The sequence below is a fragment of the Micromonospora tarensis genome, assembly GCF_016803395.1.
GTDB lineage: Bacteria > Actinomycetota > Actinomycetes > Mycobacteriales > Micromonosporaceae > Micromonospora > Micromonospora tarensis.
On record NZ_JAEVHL010000038.1, the window covers coordinates 1 to 14,650 of the forward strand.

The 14,650-nt window shown below is 73.3% G+C and carries 16 protein-coding genes and 2 pseudogenes; 11 read left to right on the plus strand and 7 right to left on the minus strand.

The window, feature by feature from the left end:
- The 5 genes from JM949_RS11010 to JM949_RS11030 form a co-directional block, all read left to right on the plus strand.
- Positions 1 to 664 (plus strand): S1C family serine protease (locus JM949_RS11010; RefSeq protein ID WP_203148309.1); only part of this gene is annotated, 664 nt, incomplete at its 5' end.
- A gap of 98 nt (positions 665 to 762) precedes the next feature.
- Positions 763 to 1,059: a hypothetical protein gene (locus tag JM949_RS11015; RefSeq protein WP_203148310.1), complete on the plus strand. Its 297-nt coding sequence runs from the start codon at positions 763 to 765 to the stop codon at positions 1,057 to 1,059.
- A gap of 34 nt (positions 1,060 to 1,093) precedes the next feature.
- Positions 1,094 to 1,519: an alternative ribosome rescue aminoacyl-tRNA hydrolase ArfB gene (arfB, locus tag JM949_RS11020; protein ID WP_203148311.1), complete on the plus strand. Its 426-nt coding sequence runs from the start codon at positions 1,094 to 1,096 to the stop codon at positions 1,517 to 1,519.
- Between the two features lie 110 nt (positions 1,520 to 1,629).
- Positions 1,630 to 2,628: an aldo/keto reductase gene (locus JM949_RS11025; protein ID WP_203148312.1), complete on the plus strand. Its 999-nt coding sequence runs from the start codon at positions 1,630 to 1,632 to the stop codon at positions 2,626 to 2,628.
- Between the two features lie 73 nt (positions 2,629 to 2,701).
- On the plus strand, positions 2,702 to 3,298 hold the full coding sequence (locus JM949_RS11030; protein WP_203148313.1) for a TetR family transcriptional regulator: 597 nt from the start codon (positions 2,702 to 2,704) through the stop codon (positions 3,296 to 3,298).
- A 15-nt stretch (positions 3,299 to 3,313) separates the two neighbouring features.
- Here the strand turns inward: JM949_RS11030 and JM949_RS11035 are convergent, their stop codons facing one another.
- Positions 3,314 to 4,180 carry a 3-methyladenine DNA glycosylase gene (locus JM949_RS11035; protein WP_203148336.1) on the minus strand — a complete coding sequence of 289 codons (867 nt, stop codon included), beginning with the start codon at positions 4,178 to 4,180 and terminating at the stop codon, positions 3,314 to 3,316.
- Between the two features lie 34 nt (positions 4,181 to 4,214).
- Positions 4,215 to 4,999 (minus strand): annotated as a pseudogene (locus JM949_RS36830) (hypothetical protein); the annotation flags it as partial.
- Here JM949_RS36830 and JM949_RS11040 point away from each other — a divergent pair.
- The 3 genes from JM949_RS11040 to JM949_RS11050 are packed head-to-tail and all read left to right on the plus strand — an operon-like array spanning position 4,974 to position 7,165.
- On the plus strand, positions 4,974 to 5,375 hold the full coding sequence (locus JM949_RS11040; protein WP_309232105.1) for a nitronate monooxygenase: 402 nt from the start codon (positions 4,974 to 4,976) through the stop codon (positions 5,373 to 5,375). The pseudogene JM949_RS36830 and the gene JM949_RS11040 overlap by 26 nt on opposite strands.
- A 46-nt stretch (positions 5,376 to 5,421) precedes the next feature.
- A complete protein-coding gene (locus tag JM949_RS11045) occupies positions 5,422 to 6,516 on the plus strand; it encodes a cellulose binding domain-containing protein (RefSeq protein WP_203148314.1) in 1,095 nt (364 codons plus the stop codon).
- Between the two features lie 13 nt (positions 6,517 to 6,529).
- Positions 6,530 to 7,165 (plus strand): CG0192-related protein, encoded by a 636-nt coding sequence (locus JM949_RS11050; protein ID WP_203148315.1) that lies wholly within the window; start codon positions 6,530 to 6,532, stop codon positions 7,163 to 7,165.
- A gap of 48 nt (positions 7,166 to 7,213) precedes the next feature.
- Here the strand turns inward: JM949_RS11050 and JM949_RS11055 are convergent, their stop codons facing one another.
- The gene (locus JM949_RS11055) at positions 7,214 to 9,250 is read right to left on the minus strand and encodes a glycosyl hydrolase family 28-related protein (RefSeq protein WP_203148316.1); all 2,037 of its coding nucleotides are present in this window, start codon (positions 9,248 to 9,250) and stop codon (positions 7,214 to 7,216) included.
- 218 nt (positions 9,251 to 9,468) lie between these two features.
- Here JM949_RS11055 and JM949_RS11060 point away from each other — a divergent pair, with 218 nt between their 5' ends.
- The 3 genes from JM949_RS11060 to JM949_RS11070 all read left to right on the plus strand — a co-directional run bounded on the left by JM949_RS11060 (position 9,469) and on the right by JM949_RS11070 (position 11,335).
- Positions 9,469 to 10,563 (plus strand): PIN domain-containing protein, encoded by a 1,095-nt coding sequence (locus JM949_RS11060; RefSeq protein WP_203148317.1) that lies wholly within the window; start codon positions 9,469 to 9,471, stop codon positions 10,561 to 10,563.
- A gap of 187 nt (positions 10,564 to 10,750) precedes the next feature.
- The gene (locus tag JM949_RS11065) at positions 10,751 to 10,972 is read left to right on the plus strand and encodes a hypothetical protein (RefSeq protein WP_030335934.1); all 222 of its coding nucleotides are present in this window, start codon (positions 10,751 to 10,753) and stop codon (positions 10,970 to 10,972) included.
- Positions 10,973 to 11,176: 204 nt separating this feature from the next.
- On the plus strand, positions 11,177 to 11,335 hold the full coding sequence (locus tag JM949_RS11070) for a hypothetical protein (RefSeq protein WP_203148318.1): 159 nt from the start codon (positions 11,177 to 11,179) through the stop codon (positions 11,333 to 11,335).
- 134 nt (positions 11,336 to 11,469) lie between these two features.
- Here the strand turns inward: JM949_RS11070 and JM949_RS11075 are convergent, their stop codons facing one another.
- From JM949_RS11075 to JM949_RS11085, 4 genes and pseudogenes are all read right to left on the minus strand, one after another.
- A complete protein-coding gene (locus JM949_RS11075) occupies positions 11,470 to 12,531 on the minus strand; it encodes a Gfo/Idh/MocA family oxidoreductase (RefSeq protein WP_203148319.1) in 1,062 nt (353 codons plus the stop codon).
- A gap of 103 nt (positions 12,532 to 12,634) precedes the next feature.
- Positions 12,635 to 13,300 (minus strand): response regulator transcription factor, encoded by a 666-nt coding sequence (locus JM949_RS11080; RefSeq protein ID WP_203148320.1) that lies wholly within the window; start codon positions 13,298 to 13,300, stop codon positions 12,635 to 12,637.
- A complete protein-coding gene (locus JM949_RS39645; protein WP_407664728.1) occupies positions 13,288 to 13,596 on the minus strand; it encodes a sensor histidine kinase in 309 nt (102 codons plus the stop codon). Before JM949_RS39645 ends, JM949_RS11080 begins: the two co-directional genes overlap by 13 nt.
- Positions 13,597 to 13,718: 122 nt before the next feature.
- Positions 13,719 to 14,576, minus strand: a pseudogene (locus JM949_RS11085) (sensor domain-containing protein); the annotation flags it as partial.
- Positions 14,577 to 14,650 lie beyond the last annotated feature (74 nt).

The following is a 14,650-nucleotide window of genomic DNA, read 5'->3' on the forward strand; positions in this document are numbered from 1 at the left end:
TGGCCGGCCGGGACGGGGCCGCCGGCCCGCCGCGGCGTCCGCTGCCCCGGTGCCGGCCGAGCTGGTCACCGCGGCCGAGCGGACCGTACCCGGGGTGGTCTCGGTGTTGGCCGGCGGTGCGACAAGCGGATCCGCGACCGGCTCCGGCTTCGCCGTGGACGACCAGCAGCACCTGATCACCAACGACCACATCCTGGCCAAGGGCGGTGGCGGGCCGGTGACAGTGGAGCTGCCCGACGGTCGCCGATTCGCCGCCGAGGTGGTCGGTCGGGAGCCGCGCAGCGACCTGGCGGTGCTGAAGGTGCCGGCATCCGCCGGTCTGGCCCCGTTGCCGCTGGCCAAGCCGGGCGCGACCCGGGTCGGGGAGCCGGTGCTCGCGGTGGGTTCGCCGCTCGGTCTGGCCGGGACGGTCACCGCGGGCATCGTCAGCGCGTTGGACCGTGAGGTGCGGCTGGGCAACAACCGGCACACCGCGGTGCAGACCGACGCGTCCATCAACCCCGGCAACTCGGGTGGGCCACTGGTCAACGCGCGTGGGGAGGTGGTCGGGGTGAACACCGCCATCGCCACCATCGATGGAAACGGGTCGATCGGTATCGGGTTCGCCATTCCGATCGACCAGGTGCGGCAGACCGCTGACACGATCATCGGCAAGGGTGGCTGAGCTGCCCGGACGCCTGCTGGCCGGCCGCCTCTGTCGGATATCCGGCGTGCTGGCATCGGGCCATGGAAATATCGCGGTCGGTATGGATACTGGCGGAGGTGGAGCGTCCTCTTCTCGCGGTCCTCCTGCTGGTGGGCCTGGTCATCGGATGTGCAGTGGGGTCGGCCTACGCCCGGGCGCGACGCGGGTGGAAGGATTACCAGACCGTCAAGAAATCGGTGCCGGGGGCTCGTCGGGGCGCCTGGTCGTTGATCCGCGGGGTCACCGTGAAGGCCGCGGTGATCGCGCTGCTGCTCTTCGGCGCGGTGGCGTATGCCGCTGTCGGCGCCGACGAGGAGACCGCCGGGCCGGTGCCCAGCCAGTCCCCGACGGCGAGTGAGCCGCCGCACCGATGACCCCCGGCGGGTCGTCGCGGGTTAGCCTCGGGGCGTGGACGACGGACTGCGGGTGACCGACCGGTGGGTCGTTCCCGCCGGCGAGCTGCGGGAGCGCTTCTCCCGCTCGTCCGGGCCGGGCGGGCAGGGCGTGAACACCGCGGATTCACGGGTCGAGCTGAGCTACGACCTGGCCAACTCGCCGGGCGTGCCCGAGTCGCTGCGGGCCCGGGCGCTGGCCCGGTTGGCGAACCGGCTCGTCGACGGGGTGCTGACGATCGCCGCCAGCGAGCACCGCGCCCAACTGGCCAACCGGGAGGCGGCCCGGGAACGGATGGCCGCGCTGCTGCGCGAGGCCGCCGCGCCGCCACCGCCGCCCCGCCGAGCGACCCGCCCGTCCCGCGGGGCCAAGGAGCGTCGGCTGGCCGACAAGAAGCGCCAGTCCCAGCGCAAGCGGGATCGCCGCGCCGACGGCGAGTAGCCCGCTTTCCCGGCACGGTCACCACCTTCTCCGACTATCGGGTGACAGAATCTGGAATCTGTTAGTCGAAGGGTGTACGGTGATGAGGTCCACCCAGGAGAGGAAGACCCATGAACACCCGCACCCTCGGCACCACCGGCCCCACCGTCTCCGCCCTCGGTCTCGGCCTGATGGGCATGTCCGACCTCTACGGCGCCAGCGACGAGGCCGAGAGCATCGCCACCATCCACGCCGCGCTCGACGCCGGCATCACCCTGCTCGACACCGGCGACTTCTACGGGATGGGCCACAACGAGATGCTGCTGCGCGACGCGCTGCGTGGCCGCAACCGCGACAACGCGGTGATCAGCGTCAAGTTCGGCGCACTGCGTGACGTCGACGGCGGCTGGAACGGCAGCGACCTCCGACCCGTCGCGATCAAGAACTTCCTGGCGTACACCCTGCGCCGGCTCGGCACCGACCACGTCGACATCTACCGCCCGGCCCGGCTCGCACCGGACGTGCCGGTGGAGGACGTGATGGGCACCCTGGCCGAGCTGGTCAAGGCCGGCCACGTGCGGCACATCGGCCTGTCCGAGGTGAGCGCCGAGACGCTGCGTCGGGCACACGCCGTGCACCCCGTCGCCGACCTCCAGATCGAGTACTCGCTGATCTCCCGCGACCCCGAGGCCGCGATCCTGCCCACCGCCCGCGAGCTGGGCGTGGGCGTCACCGCGTACGGGGTGCTGTCCCGGGGCCTGATCAGCGGCCACTGGACGCCGCAGCGCGAGACCGACGCCACCGACTTCCGCAGCCACCTGCCCCGGTTCGCCGGCGCGAACCTGGACCGCAACCTCGCCCTGGTGGACGCGCTGCGCGCCGTCGCCGAGGCACGCGGTGTCACAGTGGCGCAGATCGCCATCGCCTGGGTGCTGTCCCGGGGCGAGGACATCGTGCCCCTGATCGGCGCCCGCCGCCGGGAACGGCTGACCGAGGCGCTGGGCGCCGCGGCGGTCACCCTGACGGAGGCCGACCTCGCCGCGATCGAGGCCGCCGTCCCGTCCGGGGCGGCAGCCGGCTCCCGCTACGACGAGGCGCAGATGGCATTCCTGGACAGCGAGCGGGCATGACCACCGTGCCGTGGCGCGACCGTCGACCGGGGGTCGCGCCACGGCCGGCGGCGCGGTCAGGGAGGCTGGGCAGATGAGCGACGCCACCGCCCTGACGGCCGACCGCATCCTCGACACCGCCGAGGAGGTGCTGCGCCGCTACGGGCCGGCCAAGGCCACAGTGCTGGACGTCGCCCGCGCCCTGGGCGTCAGCCACGGCAGCGTCTACCGGCACTTCGCCAGCAAGGCCAGCCTGCGTGAGGCGGTCGCCGAGCGCTGGCTGGCCCGGGTCTCCACCCCGCTGATCGGGGTGGCCACCGGTTCCGGCCCCGCGCCGGAGCGGCTGCGCCGGTGGCTCGCCGAGCTGAGCGGCAGCAAGCGCCGGATGGCCCGGGAGGACCCGGAGCTGTTCGACAACTTCCACCAGCTCGCCACCCTCTCCGAGGGGGCGGTCGCCACCCACCTGGAGGTCCTCGCCGGCCAGCTCAGCGTGATCGTGGCGGACGGGGTGGCGGCCGGCGAGTTCAGCGTGTCCGACCCGGCGCTGGCCGGCCGGGCGATCCTGCAGGCCACCGCCCGCTTCCACCACCCGGCCCACCGCACCGAATGGACCGAGCCGGGCCTCGACGACGACATGCGGGCGGTGGTCGGTCTGCTCATCGACGGCCTGCGGACCCGTCCGGCGAGCTGACCCGGGCGCGCTTGGTCAGGCCGGAACGGCGGCCAGCAGCCGCTCGCGCAGCACCGCGGCCCGCTCGGCGAACCCGCGCTGCGCCGCCGCGTACTCGGCCCGCCCGTCCGGGGTCTCCACCCGCACCGGTGGGTAGCCGAGCGCGGCCAGGTCGTACGGGCTGGCCCGCATGTCCAGCGTGCGGATCTCCCGGGCCAGGTCGAACGCGTCGGCCACCAGCTCCGAGGGGACCAACGGGGACAGCTTGTACGCCCACTTGTACAGATCCATGTTGGCGTGCAAGCAGCCCGGCTGCTCGTTCGCGTGCTGCGTCTCCCGGGTCGGGGTGAGCACATTCAGCGGGCGCGCCGGTGCGGTGAAGAACCGGAACGCGTCGAAGTGGCTGCACCGCACGCCCCGCTCCTCGACGACCGCGGCGGTCCGCTCCGCGCTCAGCCGCAGCGGCCAGGCGTTGTGCCGCAGCTCGTCGCGGGTCTGCCGGTAGACCATCGCCCACTCGTGCATCCCGAAGCAGCCGAAGTGCGGCGCCCGCCCACCGGTCGCCGCCAGCAGGGAGCGGATCCAGCCGATCGAGTCGCCGCGCCGCGCGCGTACCGCATCGGTGTCGAGGGTGACCCCGGCGGTGGTGGCGCGGTAGTCCCGGCCGAACTCGCCCACGGCGGCGTCGCGCAGCTCGACCCCGGCGCCCGGATGCCAGCGCCGCAGCTGGGCCGGGCGGTGCGAGTAGTAGGTGAACAGGAAGTCGGCCACCGGATGCCGCTCGCCGCGGTGACGGCGAGCCAGGTGCGGGGTCAGCCAGACAGCCACCCGCTCCTGGTGGGCCCGCCGGCGGGCCTGCCACTGCGCCACGTCGAGCACGGCGGGGGCGAGGGCGGCAGTCACGCACCCAAGGGTACGACCGCCGCCCGCCCACCGGTCAGGGCATCTGCACCCGGACGCCGGCCGAGAACACCCCGCTGCGCAGCTCCAACTGTCGGGGCGGGTCCCGCCCGTCGACGGTGAACACCAGCGGAAGCACCACCCGACTGCCCGCTGCCATCGGGTCGGCGAAGATGTCCCGCCCGAAGTTGGCCGCCCGGGTGGCGTCTCGTCGGTGCTCACCCACCGCCCGCCGGGCAGGTACGCGCGTTGCAGCTCACTGTGCCAGGGCTGGTGCGCGCCGGTGACGTTGCGCACCCCCACGGTGGCCTGGCAGCGCTGCCCGCCGGCCGACCCGGCGCCGCCGTCGGCCGCTCCGGCGGTGCCGGGCGCGCCGCAGGTCATCCGGTAGACGGTGAACTCGAACGCCGACTCGCGCAGCGGCACACCCACCGGCCCGGTGACCCCGGTGCCCATCCACGCGCCGCTGGTCGGCTGCTTCTGCGTGTCGATGGCGGAGACCTGCCGGGTGGCCGTCCAACCCGCGGTGCCGACGATGCCGGCCAGCACCACGACGGCGGCACCCACCAACAGCCAGACCGGCGGGGTACGCCGACGCCGCGTCGGCCGGGGCGCCGCCGGGCGCGGATAGACGGTCCCCCGGCCACCGTCGCCCCCGCCGCCGCTGGCCAGGGCGGCAGCCGTCACCCGACGCCCACGCCGATGTCGCCACACCCACACCAGGGCAGCGCCGATCAGCAGCAGGACTGCCAACCCGGCGAGCAGCACCGGATAACGGCGCCAGGGCGGTGCCTCGGTGACCTCGGCCGCCGGTGCCGCCGCCGCGCAGCTCGGCACGGCGTTCCTACGCTGCCCGGAGGCGGGCAGCTCCGCGCTGCACCGGGCGGTGGTGGCCAGCGCCGCCCCGACCGCGTTGACCCGGTCGTTCACCGGTAAGCGGGCCCGTGGCGTCGCGAACGACTTCCTCCGTCAGCACGACTCGGCGGCACCGAGCGGTTACCCCCAGGTGCTGCACCTGACCCGGCCGCTGCTCGCCGCCGCCCGGCGCGACGGGGACGAGTCGGTCGCCAACCTGTGGGCCGGGCAGGCGCATCCGCTGGCCCGGGACCTGCCGGCGGCGCAGGTGGTCGCCGAGGTGAGTGCCGGTGCCCGGGCCGCGCTGGCCGTCGCGGTCGAGCGGTCGAGCCGCTGGGGCTGACCAGGACGCCGGAACCGGCTCGGACGGGACCCGTTAGAGTCTCGCCGTGATCGAGATCGGTGCGCAGGTCGACCTGTCCCACCCTTCCGACCGGGTCTGGCGCGCACTGACCGATCGGAAGTTGCTCGGCCGGTGGTTCGCCGAGGCCGAGACGGTCGAGGGCGTCCCCGACCGGCTGCTGCTGCACACCGCCGAGCTACCCGGCTTCGAGGCCGACGTCGAGGTCGAGGTGACCGAGCGGCTGGAGTTGGAGCTCCTCGTGCTGGCCTGCGACGAGGCCGGCCGGCTCAGCGAGCTGACCTGCACGGTGACGCCCACGACGCAGGGCTGCCGGCTGGAGGTCCGGGAGGTCAGCACGCACGGCGCGTGGTCCGCCGAGCAGCACGAGCCACGTGAGCAGCAGCTCCGGCAGGCGCTGACCGTCCGGTTGCCGGCCATCCTGGACTGGCACGCCTTCCAACAGGTCGACCTGGGCCGTGGCGACACCGGGATGACCACCGAACTGCCGCTGGTCGGCGCCCGCGGCAGATCGGGCGGCACCCGCCGTCGGCGGCGGGTACTGGTCGCCGCGGTCGGCGGGGCCGTGCTGCTGGCCGGAACCGCGGCCTGGATCACCATGCCGACCGAGTCGAACCCCGCCGCCGCGCCGGCACCGGCCGGCACACCGTCGCCGAGCGTGCCGGCAGACGAGGTCACCGTCGCCGTGTCGGCGACCCCGTCGACACGCCCGTCCCGGACCACCACCGCGGCACCGACCACCCGCCCGAGCCGGACCCCGTCGGCGAAGCCCTCGCGTACCCCGTCGTCCGCCCCACCACCCCCGCCGTCAGCGCCGATGACGGCCCGCTACGAGACCGACTCCAGTCGACTCTTCGGCTACACCGGGGAGATCGTGGTCGACAACCCGAGCGGCGTACCGGTGGCGGACTGGGCCGTGGTGGTCACCCTCGCCGAGGGCACCACAGTGGACGACGTCGACGGCGCCAACTGGCGGCGGGACGGACGGACGATCACCTTCACCGGAGCCCCGGTGGCGGCGGGGGCGTCCCAGACGATCAGCTTCGACGTCCGCGACAGCCGGCCGAAGGCCCGGGGACCGGAGAGCTGCACGATCGGCGGCCAGCCCTGCGCGGGCCTCTGACTAGGCTTCCGCCATGGCACTGCTGCACCGGGCGACCCTGCGCCCCACGAAACTCGACCTGCTGGCCACCTGGCTGCCCAGCCGACAGTGGTTCGCCGGGCCGGCCGGCGGCGAGGTGGTGAGCCGAGGCGGCTACCGCTTCGACGACCCGGCCGGCGAGGTCGGCATCGAGACAATGCTCGTCGGTGCCGCCGACGGGCCGGTCCACCAGGTTCCGCTCACCTACCGTGCCGCGCCGCTCGACGGTGCGGACGCCTGGCTGGTCGGCACCGCCGAGCATTCGGCGCTCGGCCGCCGCTGGGTGTACGACGGCTGCGCCGACCCGGTGTACGCCGCCGCGCTCGCCCACGCGATCCTCGCCGGTGGCGGTCAGGCGGAGGAGTACTTCGAGGTCGACGGCCGGCGGGAGGCGCGCAGGTCGACGGTGACAGTTGTCGTCAATGGCCCGGCCGACCCGCGCCCGTCGGCGATCGGTGCCGTGCGGCGGGTGGTCGACCAGGACCGTACGGTCATCGACACCGACACCGTCGAACTGGTCGTCGTGCGGCGGCCGGGAGTCAGTGCCGACCGGCCGGCCGGGGTCGTGCTGAGCGGCAGCTGGCACGGTCAGTCGACGAACGTGCCGTTGGCGTACGCCCGGAGGCGCTGACCTCGCCGCGTGGTGGGCGGCCCGACGTTGCGGGCCGCCCACCACGGCTCACCACCGCGCCGGAGGCGGGGGCGGCGACACGGGTGGCCGGTCGTCGCAGGTGATGGTGTTGGGCAGCAGCCACGGGGCGAGCCAGCCGCCGTCGTTGCCGCCCAGGTCGGTCACCGTGAATTCCGAACCGGCCGGGGTGAAGTGGAACGACCCGCAGTTGTTGACGCCGACCGCGCCGACGTTGCGGGCGTCCACGTTGGCGAACGAGGCGGACCCGGCCGAGCGGGCACTGACCACCGAGGTGCCGGTGCCGTCGACCCGGACGTCCCGGAACCGCACGTCGGAGATCGAGTAGAGGTCCTTCACCGGCCAGTCACTGACCAGCATGATCGCGTTGTAGGTGTTGTCCAGGTACGCGTCGCCGGTCACCTCGATGGGTGCCTCGATGCTGCGGTCCAACGCGAAGATCCAGATCGCGCCCAGGCCGATGTTCCAGTTCAACTCGTAGGTGCCGGCGCGGGCGGTGGTGTTGTTGGTGAACCGCAGGTGCCCGCTGAACGGTTCCGCGCCGAAGCGGGAACCGGCGTGCAGGCCGCTGCCCTCGCGGACCGGATCGGCCACCAGGTTGTTCGAGACCGTGGCGTCGGTGCCGCCGTAGATGGCGATGCCGTTGGCCAGGGTCGGTGACTGCACGGTGTTGTGGTCGAACGTGTTCCGCGCGTTGGCCGTCTGCTCCGACCACATCGCCAGGCCGTCGTCGCCGGTGTTGCGGACGAAGTTGTGCGCCACGAGGGAATCGGTGACGCCGGTGTGGAAGTTGAGCGCGTCGGCGATCTGGTCGACGATGATGTTGTTGGTGACCCGGACGTTGCGCATCGGCCCGTCGAACCACAGGCCCACCTTGGTGTGCCGCAGGTGGAGCCCGTCGATCGTCGAGTCGTTCATCGCCCCACCGATCGCGTTGACCTGGTCGGTGTCGATGCGCTCCCGGACGTCGCCCTCGATGGCGAAGTCGGAGAGGTGCACGTTGCGGCTGCCGCCGTCGGCGGCGTCCCGGCCGTAGAACCCGACGCCGGTGTGCACCGAACCGTCCGGCGCGGGGGTCGGCAGGGTCACCTCGCGGCCCTTGATGATGGTGTGCCAGTTACCGGCGCCCTCGATTGTCACGTCGTCGACGATGATGTGCCGGTTGACCTGGTAGGTGCCCGGTGGGATGTAGACCGTCAGGTGGGCCCGCCGGGCGAAGGCGATGGCCCGGTCCAGCGCGTCGGCGGAGTCCCGGCGGCCGGTGGGGTCCGCGCCGAAGGCGAGGACGTTCGCCGCGAGCAGCCGGACCCGGGGCGGCGCGACCAGTTCGGAGTCGAGCAGATCGATGACGGTCCAGGCGGCGGCACTGCCGGGCGGCGCGGTGAGGCGGATCCGGTCACCGGCCCGGTAGGTGCGCCCGAGCAGGAGCCGCTGCTCGTCATAGAAGTGGCTGGGCCGAAACGGCGTGCTGATGGTCGGGTACGGCGTGGTGGCCGACGGCACGCACTGGCACTCGGTGATCCACCAGTCCGGGTGCAGCAGCCCGGCCTGCGGGTCGTTGGAGAACGGGTACTGGTTGTAGAGCCAGGAGTGCTGCGAGGTGAGCGTCATGGTGCGCAGGTGCTTGCCGTTGACCGCGACCCGCAGCGGCGCGGTGATCCCGCCACCTCGGGGCGCGTCCGGGATGCTGTAGCGGACGGTGATCCCGTTCGCCGCGCTGGGCAGGACGAACTCCACGTGCTCGCCGGGGGTGAGCCGGACCGCCCGGCGACCGGAGGCCTCGGCGGGCAGTGTGTAGGCGGACCGGTCCGGGCCGATGATCTCGCCGGTGGTGTTGGCGTTCTCCGCCTCCTGCTCGACGAAGTCGACGTCCGCGCCGCGGCCGGCGACCAGCGCCGGATCGAGCGCGGCCCGGGTGACCACCGGTTTCGCGCCGGTGGACGTGGGCGGGCCGGCGACCGCCACGGCGGGGCTGACGACCAACATGGTGAGGCTGGTCGCGAGCGCGGCCGCGGCGCCGGCCGGCCGGCCTGGGCGTCCCCGCGCCGGCAGCATGGTCCGAAACATCGGTGACCCTCCTCGGTGAAATGGTGGTGGAGGTCCGCCCGGCGCCCCCGACGCCCGACATTGATCGTCATGATGCAGCACCGAACATCGGCCTGCAAGACGGCAATCGAACAACGAAAAGAAGCGACAATCAGCGCGAAAGAACTGGACGGTTGACGAGTTGAGGTCTCGCGCGTCGCCGGGCCCGGGCAGCTCACGCCCGGCGTAGGCTGATCCGCGTGGATCAAGAAGATCGGATCGCCCTGTTCCTCGACTACGAGAACCTCGCGTTGGGGGCGCGGGACCATCGCGGCGGCGCGGACTTCGACTTCCGGCCCATCGCCGACGCGCTGGCCGAGCGGGGCCGGGTGGTGGTGCGCCGGGCCTACGCCGACTGGTCCTACTTCGACGAGGACCGCCGGATGCTCACCCGGTCGCACGTCGAGCTGATCGAGATTCCCCAGCGGATGGGCGCGTCCCGGAAGAACGCGGCGGACATCAAGATGGCCGTCGACGCCATCGAGTTGGCGTTCGAGCGCGACTACATCTCGACCTTCGTCATCTGTAGCGGCGACAGCGACTTCACGCCGCTGGTGCACAAGTTGCGTGAGCTGAACAAGCGGGTGATCGGGGTCGGGGTCGAGGGTTCCACGTCGGCGCTGCTGCCCCCGGCCTGCGACGAGTTCCTCTACTACGACCGACTGGAGGGTGTGGACATCCCGCCGGCCCGTGGCCGGCGCGCCCGTCCCACCGCCCGGCCGGCCGGCGCGGAGCAGCGCCCGCCCGAGCCGGAGCGGGAACACGAGCCGGAGGTGGACCGCCGACCGGAGGGTGAGGAGCCCGGCCGGGACGTGGACAGCCTCGCCGTGCAGGTCGCCCAGACGGTCGCCGGATTGCAGGGCAGCGCCAACGGCGAGGTCACCGCGTCCCGACTCAAGCGCACCCTGCTGCGCAAGGACCCCACGTTCAGTGAGTCCGACTACGGCTTCCGCACCTTCGGCGAGCTGCTGCGCCACCTCGCCGAGCGCAACGTGATCGAGCTGGCCGAGGGTCCCGCGAAGGGTGATCCCGAGGTCTCGCTGCCCGAGCACGGCGACCGGGAGGTGGCGTTCGGCCTGCTCCGGGGGGTCGTGGCGGACCTGGGCAGCGGCGGCAACCCGGTGGCGTTGTCCGGCCTGAAGAACCAGGTGCGCCGGGCCCGACCCGACTTCAGCGAGAAGAAGCTCGGCTACCGCAGCTTCCTCCAGTTCTGTAAGGCCGCCGCCACCGCCGGCGTGCTCGACCTCCGCTGGAGCCCCGAAGCCGACGACTACCTCCTGACCACCCCGAGTTGATCAAGAAATTTGCGTCACCGAGGCCGCGCTTCCTGACCCAAACCGCTTGATCAGCAGGGGTGGAGCCGGCGCTGGGGTTTCGAACCGTTAACGCTTGGCCCGAATTACGCCTGGATTGTCACTCGTGCCCTGTTCTGGGCCTTCCTGCGCCGTACCCTTGGCGCAAAAATTGCTATACGGTCGGCGAATGAAGGTCGAGGAGCACTGGTGGAACGGAGACACGACTCCGCGCGGGCGCCGGGACGTGTATATCCGTACTGATGGGCAGGGTTGGGAGGTCCGCGCCCAGATCGGTGGGGCGTCGGGTCGTGAGCGGGTGCAGCAGTGCCCCAGCCGGGCCTCGGCGGCCATCTTGGCCGACGCCTGGCGCGGCACCCACCCTTCCTGGCGCGAGCTGAAGCAGCGCTGATCCGGCACCGGGCCGGGTCGGCAACGCCCCGGGTTTCCGCCCGGCGCGCCCGCCGACCGGCCCGGCGCACAGCCTTCACCCGCCGCAGCCGTTCTGGTGACAGCGGCGTAACGATGTTCGGCCCGTAGGGCGAGTGCGTCCCGTGTTCCCGCCCCCAGGCCGGGTACGCCGAGGTCTGCCGGTTGTGCCCGATGGAGGTCGCTGATGTCGCAGGATCCCGACGAGGAGAACCCCACTCTCGACGAGGAGGTCCGGGAGGCCGAGCGTCAGCTCGCCAAGATGGTCAGCCGGTCGGACGACGCGCTGACCGACGACGACGCCCGGTCGCCGGACGAAGCCCGGTCCGAGCAGGACGCCGAGTAGGCCCCCACCGGCCGGACCGGGATGCGCGCGGCGAAGCTGACCACAACGGCAGACGACCTGGTTGCGCAGCACGGTAACGGCGCGGAGCGGGCCGCTCCACCGGGTTTCCGCCCGCCTCCAGGCCGCCGGCGACGTCAGGCGGTCGGGACCGGCAGCACCACGCCCTCGGCCGCCGACCGGTGCGCCAACTCGATCAACTCGACAGTGGCGACCGAATCCCGGGGGTCCACCGGCAGCGGTGTGCCGTCGCGCAGCGCCGCCGCCACCTGTGCGTAGAAGCTCTGGTACGCGCCCGGCTCGGTCGGCACCGGTCGCAGGTCACCGTCGACGCCGAGCAGGCCGTACCGCTCCGGCGGGACCTCGCCCCAGCCCGGCTGGCCCGGACGCCCGCCGTCGTGCAGCGCCGCCTCCTGCACGTCCAGCCCGTACGTCGTGTAACCGGCCCGGTCGCCCCGCACCCGCAGCCGAGGCCCGAGTTGGGCGGTCACCGCGCCCATCCACAGGTGCGAGTGCACCCCGTTCGCGTGGGTCAACGCCACGAAGGCGTCGTCGTCGACGGCCGCGCCGGCACGGCGACGGTCCACCTCGGCGTAGACCCGGTCGACCGGGCCGAACAGCTGCACCGCCTGGTCGACGAGGTGGGCACCGAGGTCGAAGAGGGCGCCGCCGGCCTCCTCGGCGCCCGCCAACTCCCGCCAGCCCGGCTTGATGGTCGGCCGGAAGCGCTCGAACCGGGACTCGAAGCGCAGCACCCGGCCCAGCTCGCCCCGCTCGACCAGGCGGCGCGCGGTCAGGAAGTCGCCATCCCAGCGCCGGTTCTGGAACACCGTCAGCGGCACCTGACGCGAGGCCGCCTCGTCGACCAGCGCCCGACCGTCCGCCGCCGTGGCGGCCAGCGGCTTGTCGACGACGACCGGCAGGCCGGCGGTGAGCGCCGCCCGCGCCATCGGCACGTGGTGCCGGTTCGGCGTCGCGACCACGACCAGGTCCAGGGCGTCCGGGGTACGCCACAGTTCGTCGGCGTCGTCGACCAGGCGGGCGTCCGGGAAGTGCTGACCGGCCTGCTCGCGCCGCTGCGGATCGCGGGTCACGATGGCGTCCAGCCGCAGCCCGGGGGTCGCGGCGATCAGCGGTGCGTGAAACACCCGCCCCGCCAGCCCGTATCCCAGCAGGCCAACCCGCAACGCCTCCGCCATGCCGCGCCCCCATCTCCCCTGGTCCGCGCCCAGATCGGGCGGCGGTTCCGCTGAGGAGAATCTACGCCCGGGGCGGTCCGGCCCGATCCCGGCCCGGCGCCGGTCAGCTCACCGGGTCGGCGCGCAGGTAGGTGAGCACCGCGAGCACCCGGCGGTTGGTGTCGTCGCTGGGCGGCAGGTCGAGCTTCAGCAGGATTTTGCCGACGTGCTTGCCGATCGCCGCCTCGCTGACGTGCAGCCGGCCGGCGATCGAGGCGTTGGACCGGCCCTCGGCGAGCAGCGCCAACACCTCGCGTTCCCGGGCGGAGAGCGCGGCGAGCGGGTCCCGTGGGCGGTGCAGCAGTTGCCGGACCACGTCCGGGTCGATGGCGGTGCCGCCGGCGGTGACCCGGCGCAGGGTGTCGACGAACTCGGTGACCTCGGCCACCCGGTCCTTCAGCAGGTAGCCCACCCGTTGGCCGTCGCCGCTGTCCAGCAGCGCCGCCGCGTACCCGGTCTGCACGTACTGGCTGAGCACCACCACCGGCAGGTGGGGCCGCTCGGCGCGCAGCGTGACGGCCGCGCGCAGCCCGTCGTCGTGCCGGCCCGGGGGCATCCGGATATCGGTCAGCACCAGGTCCGGCTGCTGGTCACGGGCCGCCGCCAGCAGTTCGGGCGCGGAGCCGACCGCCGCGCAGACCGCGAAGTCGAAGCGGGTCAGCAGCGCGACCAGACCCTCCCGCAGCAGCACCTCGTCCTCGGCCAGCAGCACCCGGGTCAGCGGCGACATGGCAGCTCCACCCGGACCACTGTAGGGCCGCCGGGCGGGCTGGAGAGCAGCAGCCGGCCGTCCACGGCGGCGACCCGGTCGGCGAGCCCGGTGAGGCCGCTGCCCCGAGCCGGGTCGGCCCCGCCCTGACCGTTGTCGGACACCTCGACGACGAGATCACCGGCGGGCTGGCTGAGGCGTACCTCGGCGCCGGTCGCCCGGGCGTGCCGGGCGACGTTGCCCAGCGCCTCGGACACCACGAAGAACGCGGTGGTCTCCACGATCTCCGGTAGCGGCGCGGGCAGGTCGGTGTGCACGGTGACCGGGGTGGTGGCGGCGTCGGCCAGCTCGCGGACGGCGCGGCCAGGCCGAGGTCGGTGAGGCTCTGCGGGCGGATGCCCTGCACCAACTGCCGCAGCATCACCATCAGACCCCGGGCCTGGTCGTGCGCCACGGCGAGCGGGCGGGCGGCGGGGGAGTCCTCGGGTACGTCCAGTCGGGCCAGGCCGAGCTGGAGGGTGAGGCTGGTCAGCCGGGGCTGCGCGCCGTCGTGCAGGTCACGCTCGATCCGGCGCCGTTCGGCCTCGTACGCGCCGACCAGCCGGGTGCGGGAGCGGGTGACCTCGCGCAGTGCCGCCGCGTCGATCGGCCAGGCCAGCGCCCACCGGGCCACGGCGGCCTGGGCGGCGGCGAGCAGACCGGCGGTGTACCAGAGCACCGGGATCAGCAGCACGCCCACGATCGCGTACGGAACCGCTTCGCCGGCGCTCTCGATCGGCCGCCAGATCACCACCGGGTCGCCGTCCCCGGCCAGCCACGGGCTGGTGATCATCCCCAGGTCGAGCAGCACCAGGATGAGGAACGTCCAGTACGCCACCGGCACCGCCCCGCCCAACCAGAACAGGTACGCCACCTCACGCCAGCCCGCGGCGCCACGGTAGCGGGCGGTCAGGCCCGGCCACGGCGAGGCGGGCAGCGGGCGACCGTCCACCAGCCTGATCCGCCACCGCTCGACGACGGCCACCGGATAGCTCACGATCGGCGCCAGGGCCAGCAGGACGAGGCTGCCGGTGGCCAGGAACAGCATCAGCGCGATGCTCGGCGGTCGGCCGTGCTGCCGGAACGCGTTGGCGGCGGCCAGCAGGGGCGCGCCGACGACGAGCAGCCCGACGCCGAGCACGCTGGCGATCGGCACGGTGGTGACCAAATAGGCGAGGGCTCGCCAGGGCCAGGTGGAGAGCAGCCAGCGGCGGTGGCGCAGCGCCTCGGCCAGGTGCGAAGGGTGTTCCGTGGTCATGCGGCTGACGCTAATCGCGGCCCACCGCCCGCCCCAGCCGTCCAGCTCCCCTTTCCGGGGTATGCCCAGCACTA

What these genes read in the sequence shown, in the direction of transcription:
- JM949_RS11025 (WP_203148312.1), top strand. Translation starts at nt 1,630, where the DNA reads ATGAACACCCGCACCCTCGGCACCACCGGCCCCACCGTCTCCGCCCTC.
- JM949_RS11030 (WP_203148313.1), top strand. Translation starts at nt 2,702, where the DNA reads ATGAGCGACGCCACCGCCCTGACGGCCGACCGCATCCTCGACACCGCC.
- JM949_RS11050 (WP_203148315.1), top strand. Translation starts at nt 6,530, where the DNA reads ATGGCACTGCTGCACCGGGCGACCCTGCGCCCCACGAAACTCGACCTG.
- JM949_RS11055 (WP_203148316.1), bottom strand. Translation starts at nt 9,250, where the DNA reads ATGTTTCGGACCATGCTGCCGGCGCGGGGACGCCCAGGCCGGCCGGCC.
- JM949_RS11065 (WP_030335934.1), top strand. Translation starts at nt 10,751, where the DNA reads ATGAAGGTCGAGGAGCACTGGTGGAACGGAGACACGACTCCGCGCGGG.
- JM949_RS11070 (WP_203148318.1), top strand. Translation starts at nt 11,177, where the DNA reads ATGTCGCAGGATCCCGACGAGGAGAACCCCACTCTCGACGAGGAGGTC.
- JM949_RS11075 (WP_203148319.1), bottom strand. Translation starts at nt 12,531, where the DNA reads ATGGCGGAGGCGTTGCGGGTTGGCCTGCTGGGATACGGGCTGGCGGGG.
- JM949_RS11080 (WP_203148320.1), bottom strand. Translation starts at nt 13,300, where the DNA reads ATGTCGCCGCTGACCCGGGTGCTGCTGGCCGAGGACGAGGTGCTGCTG.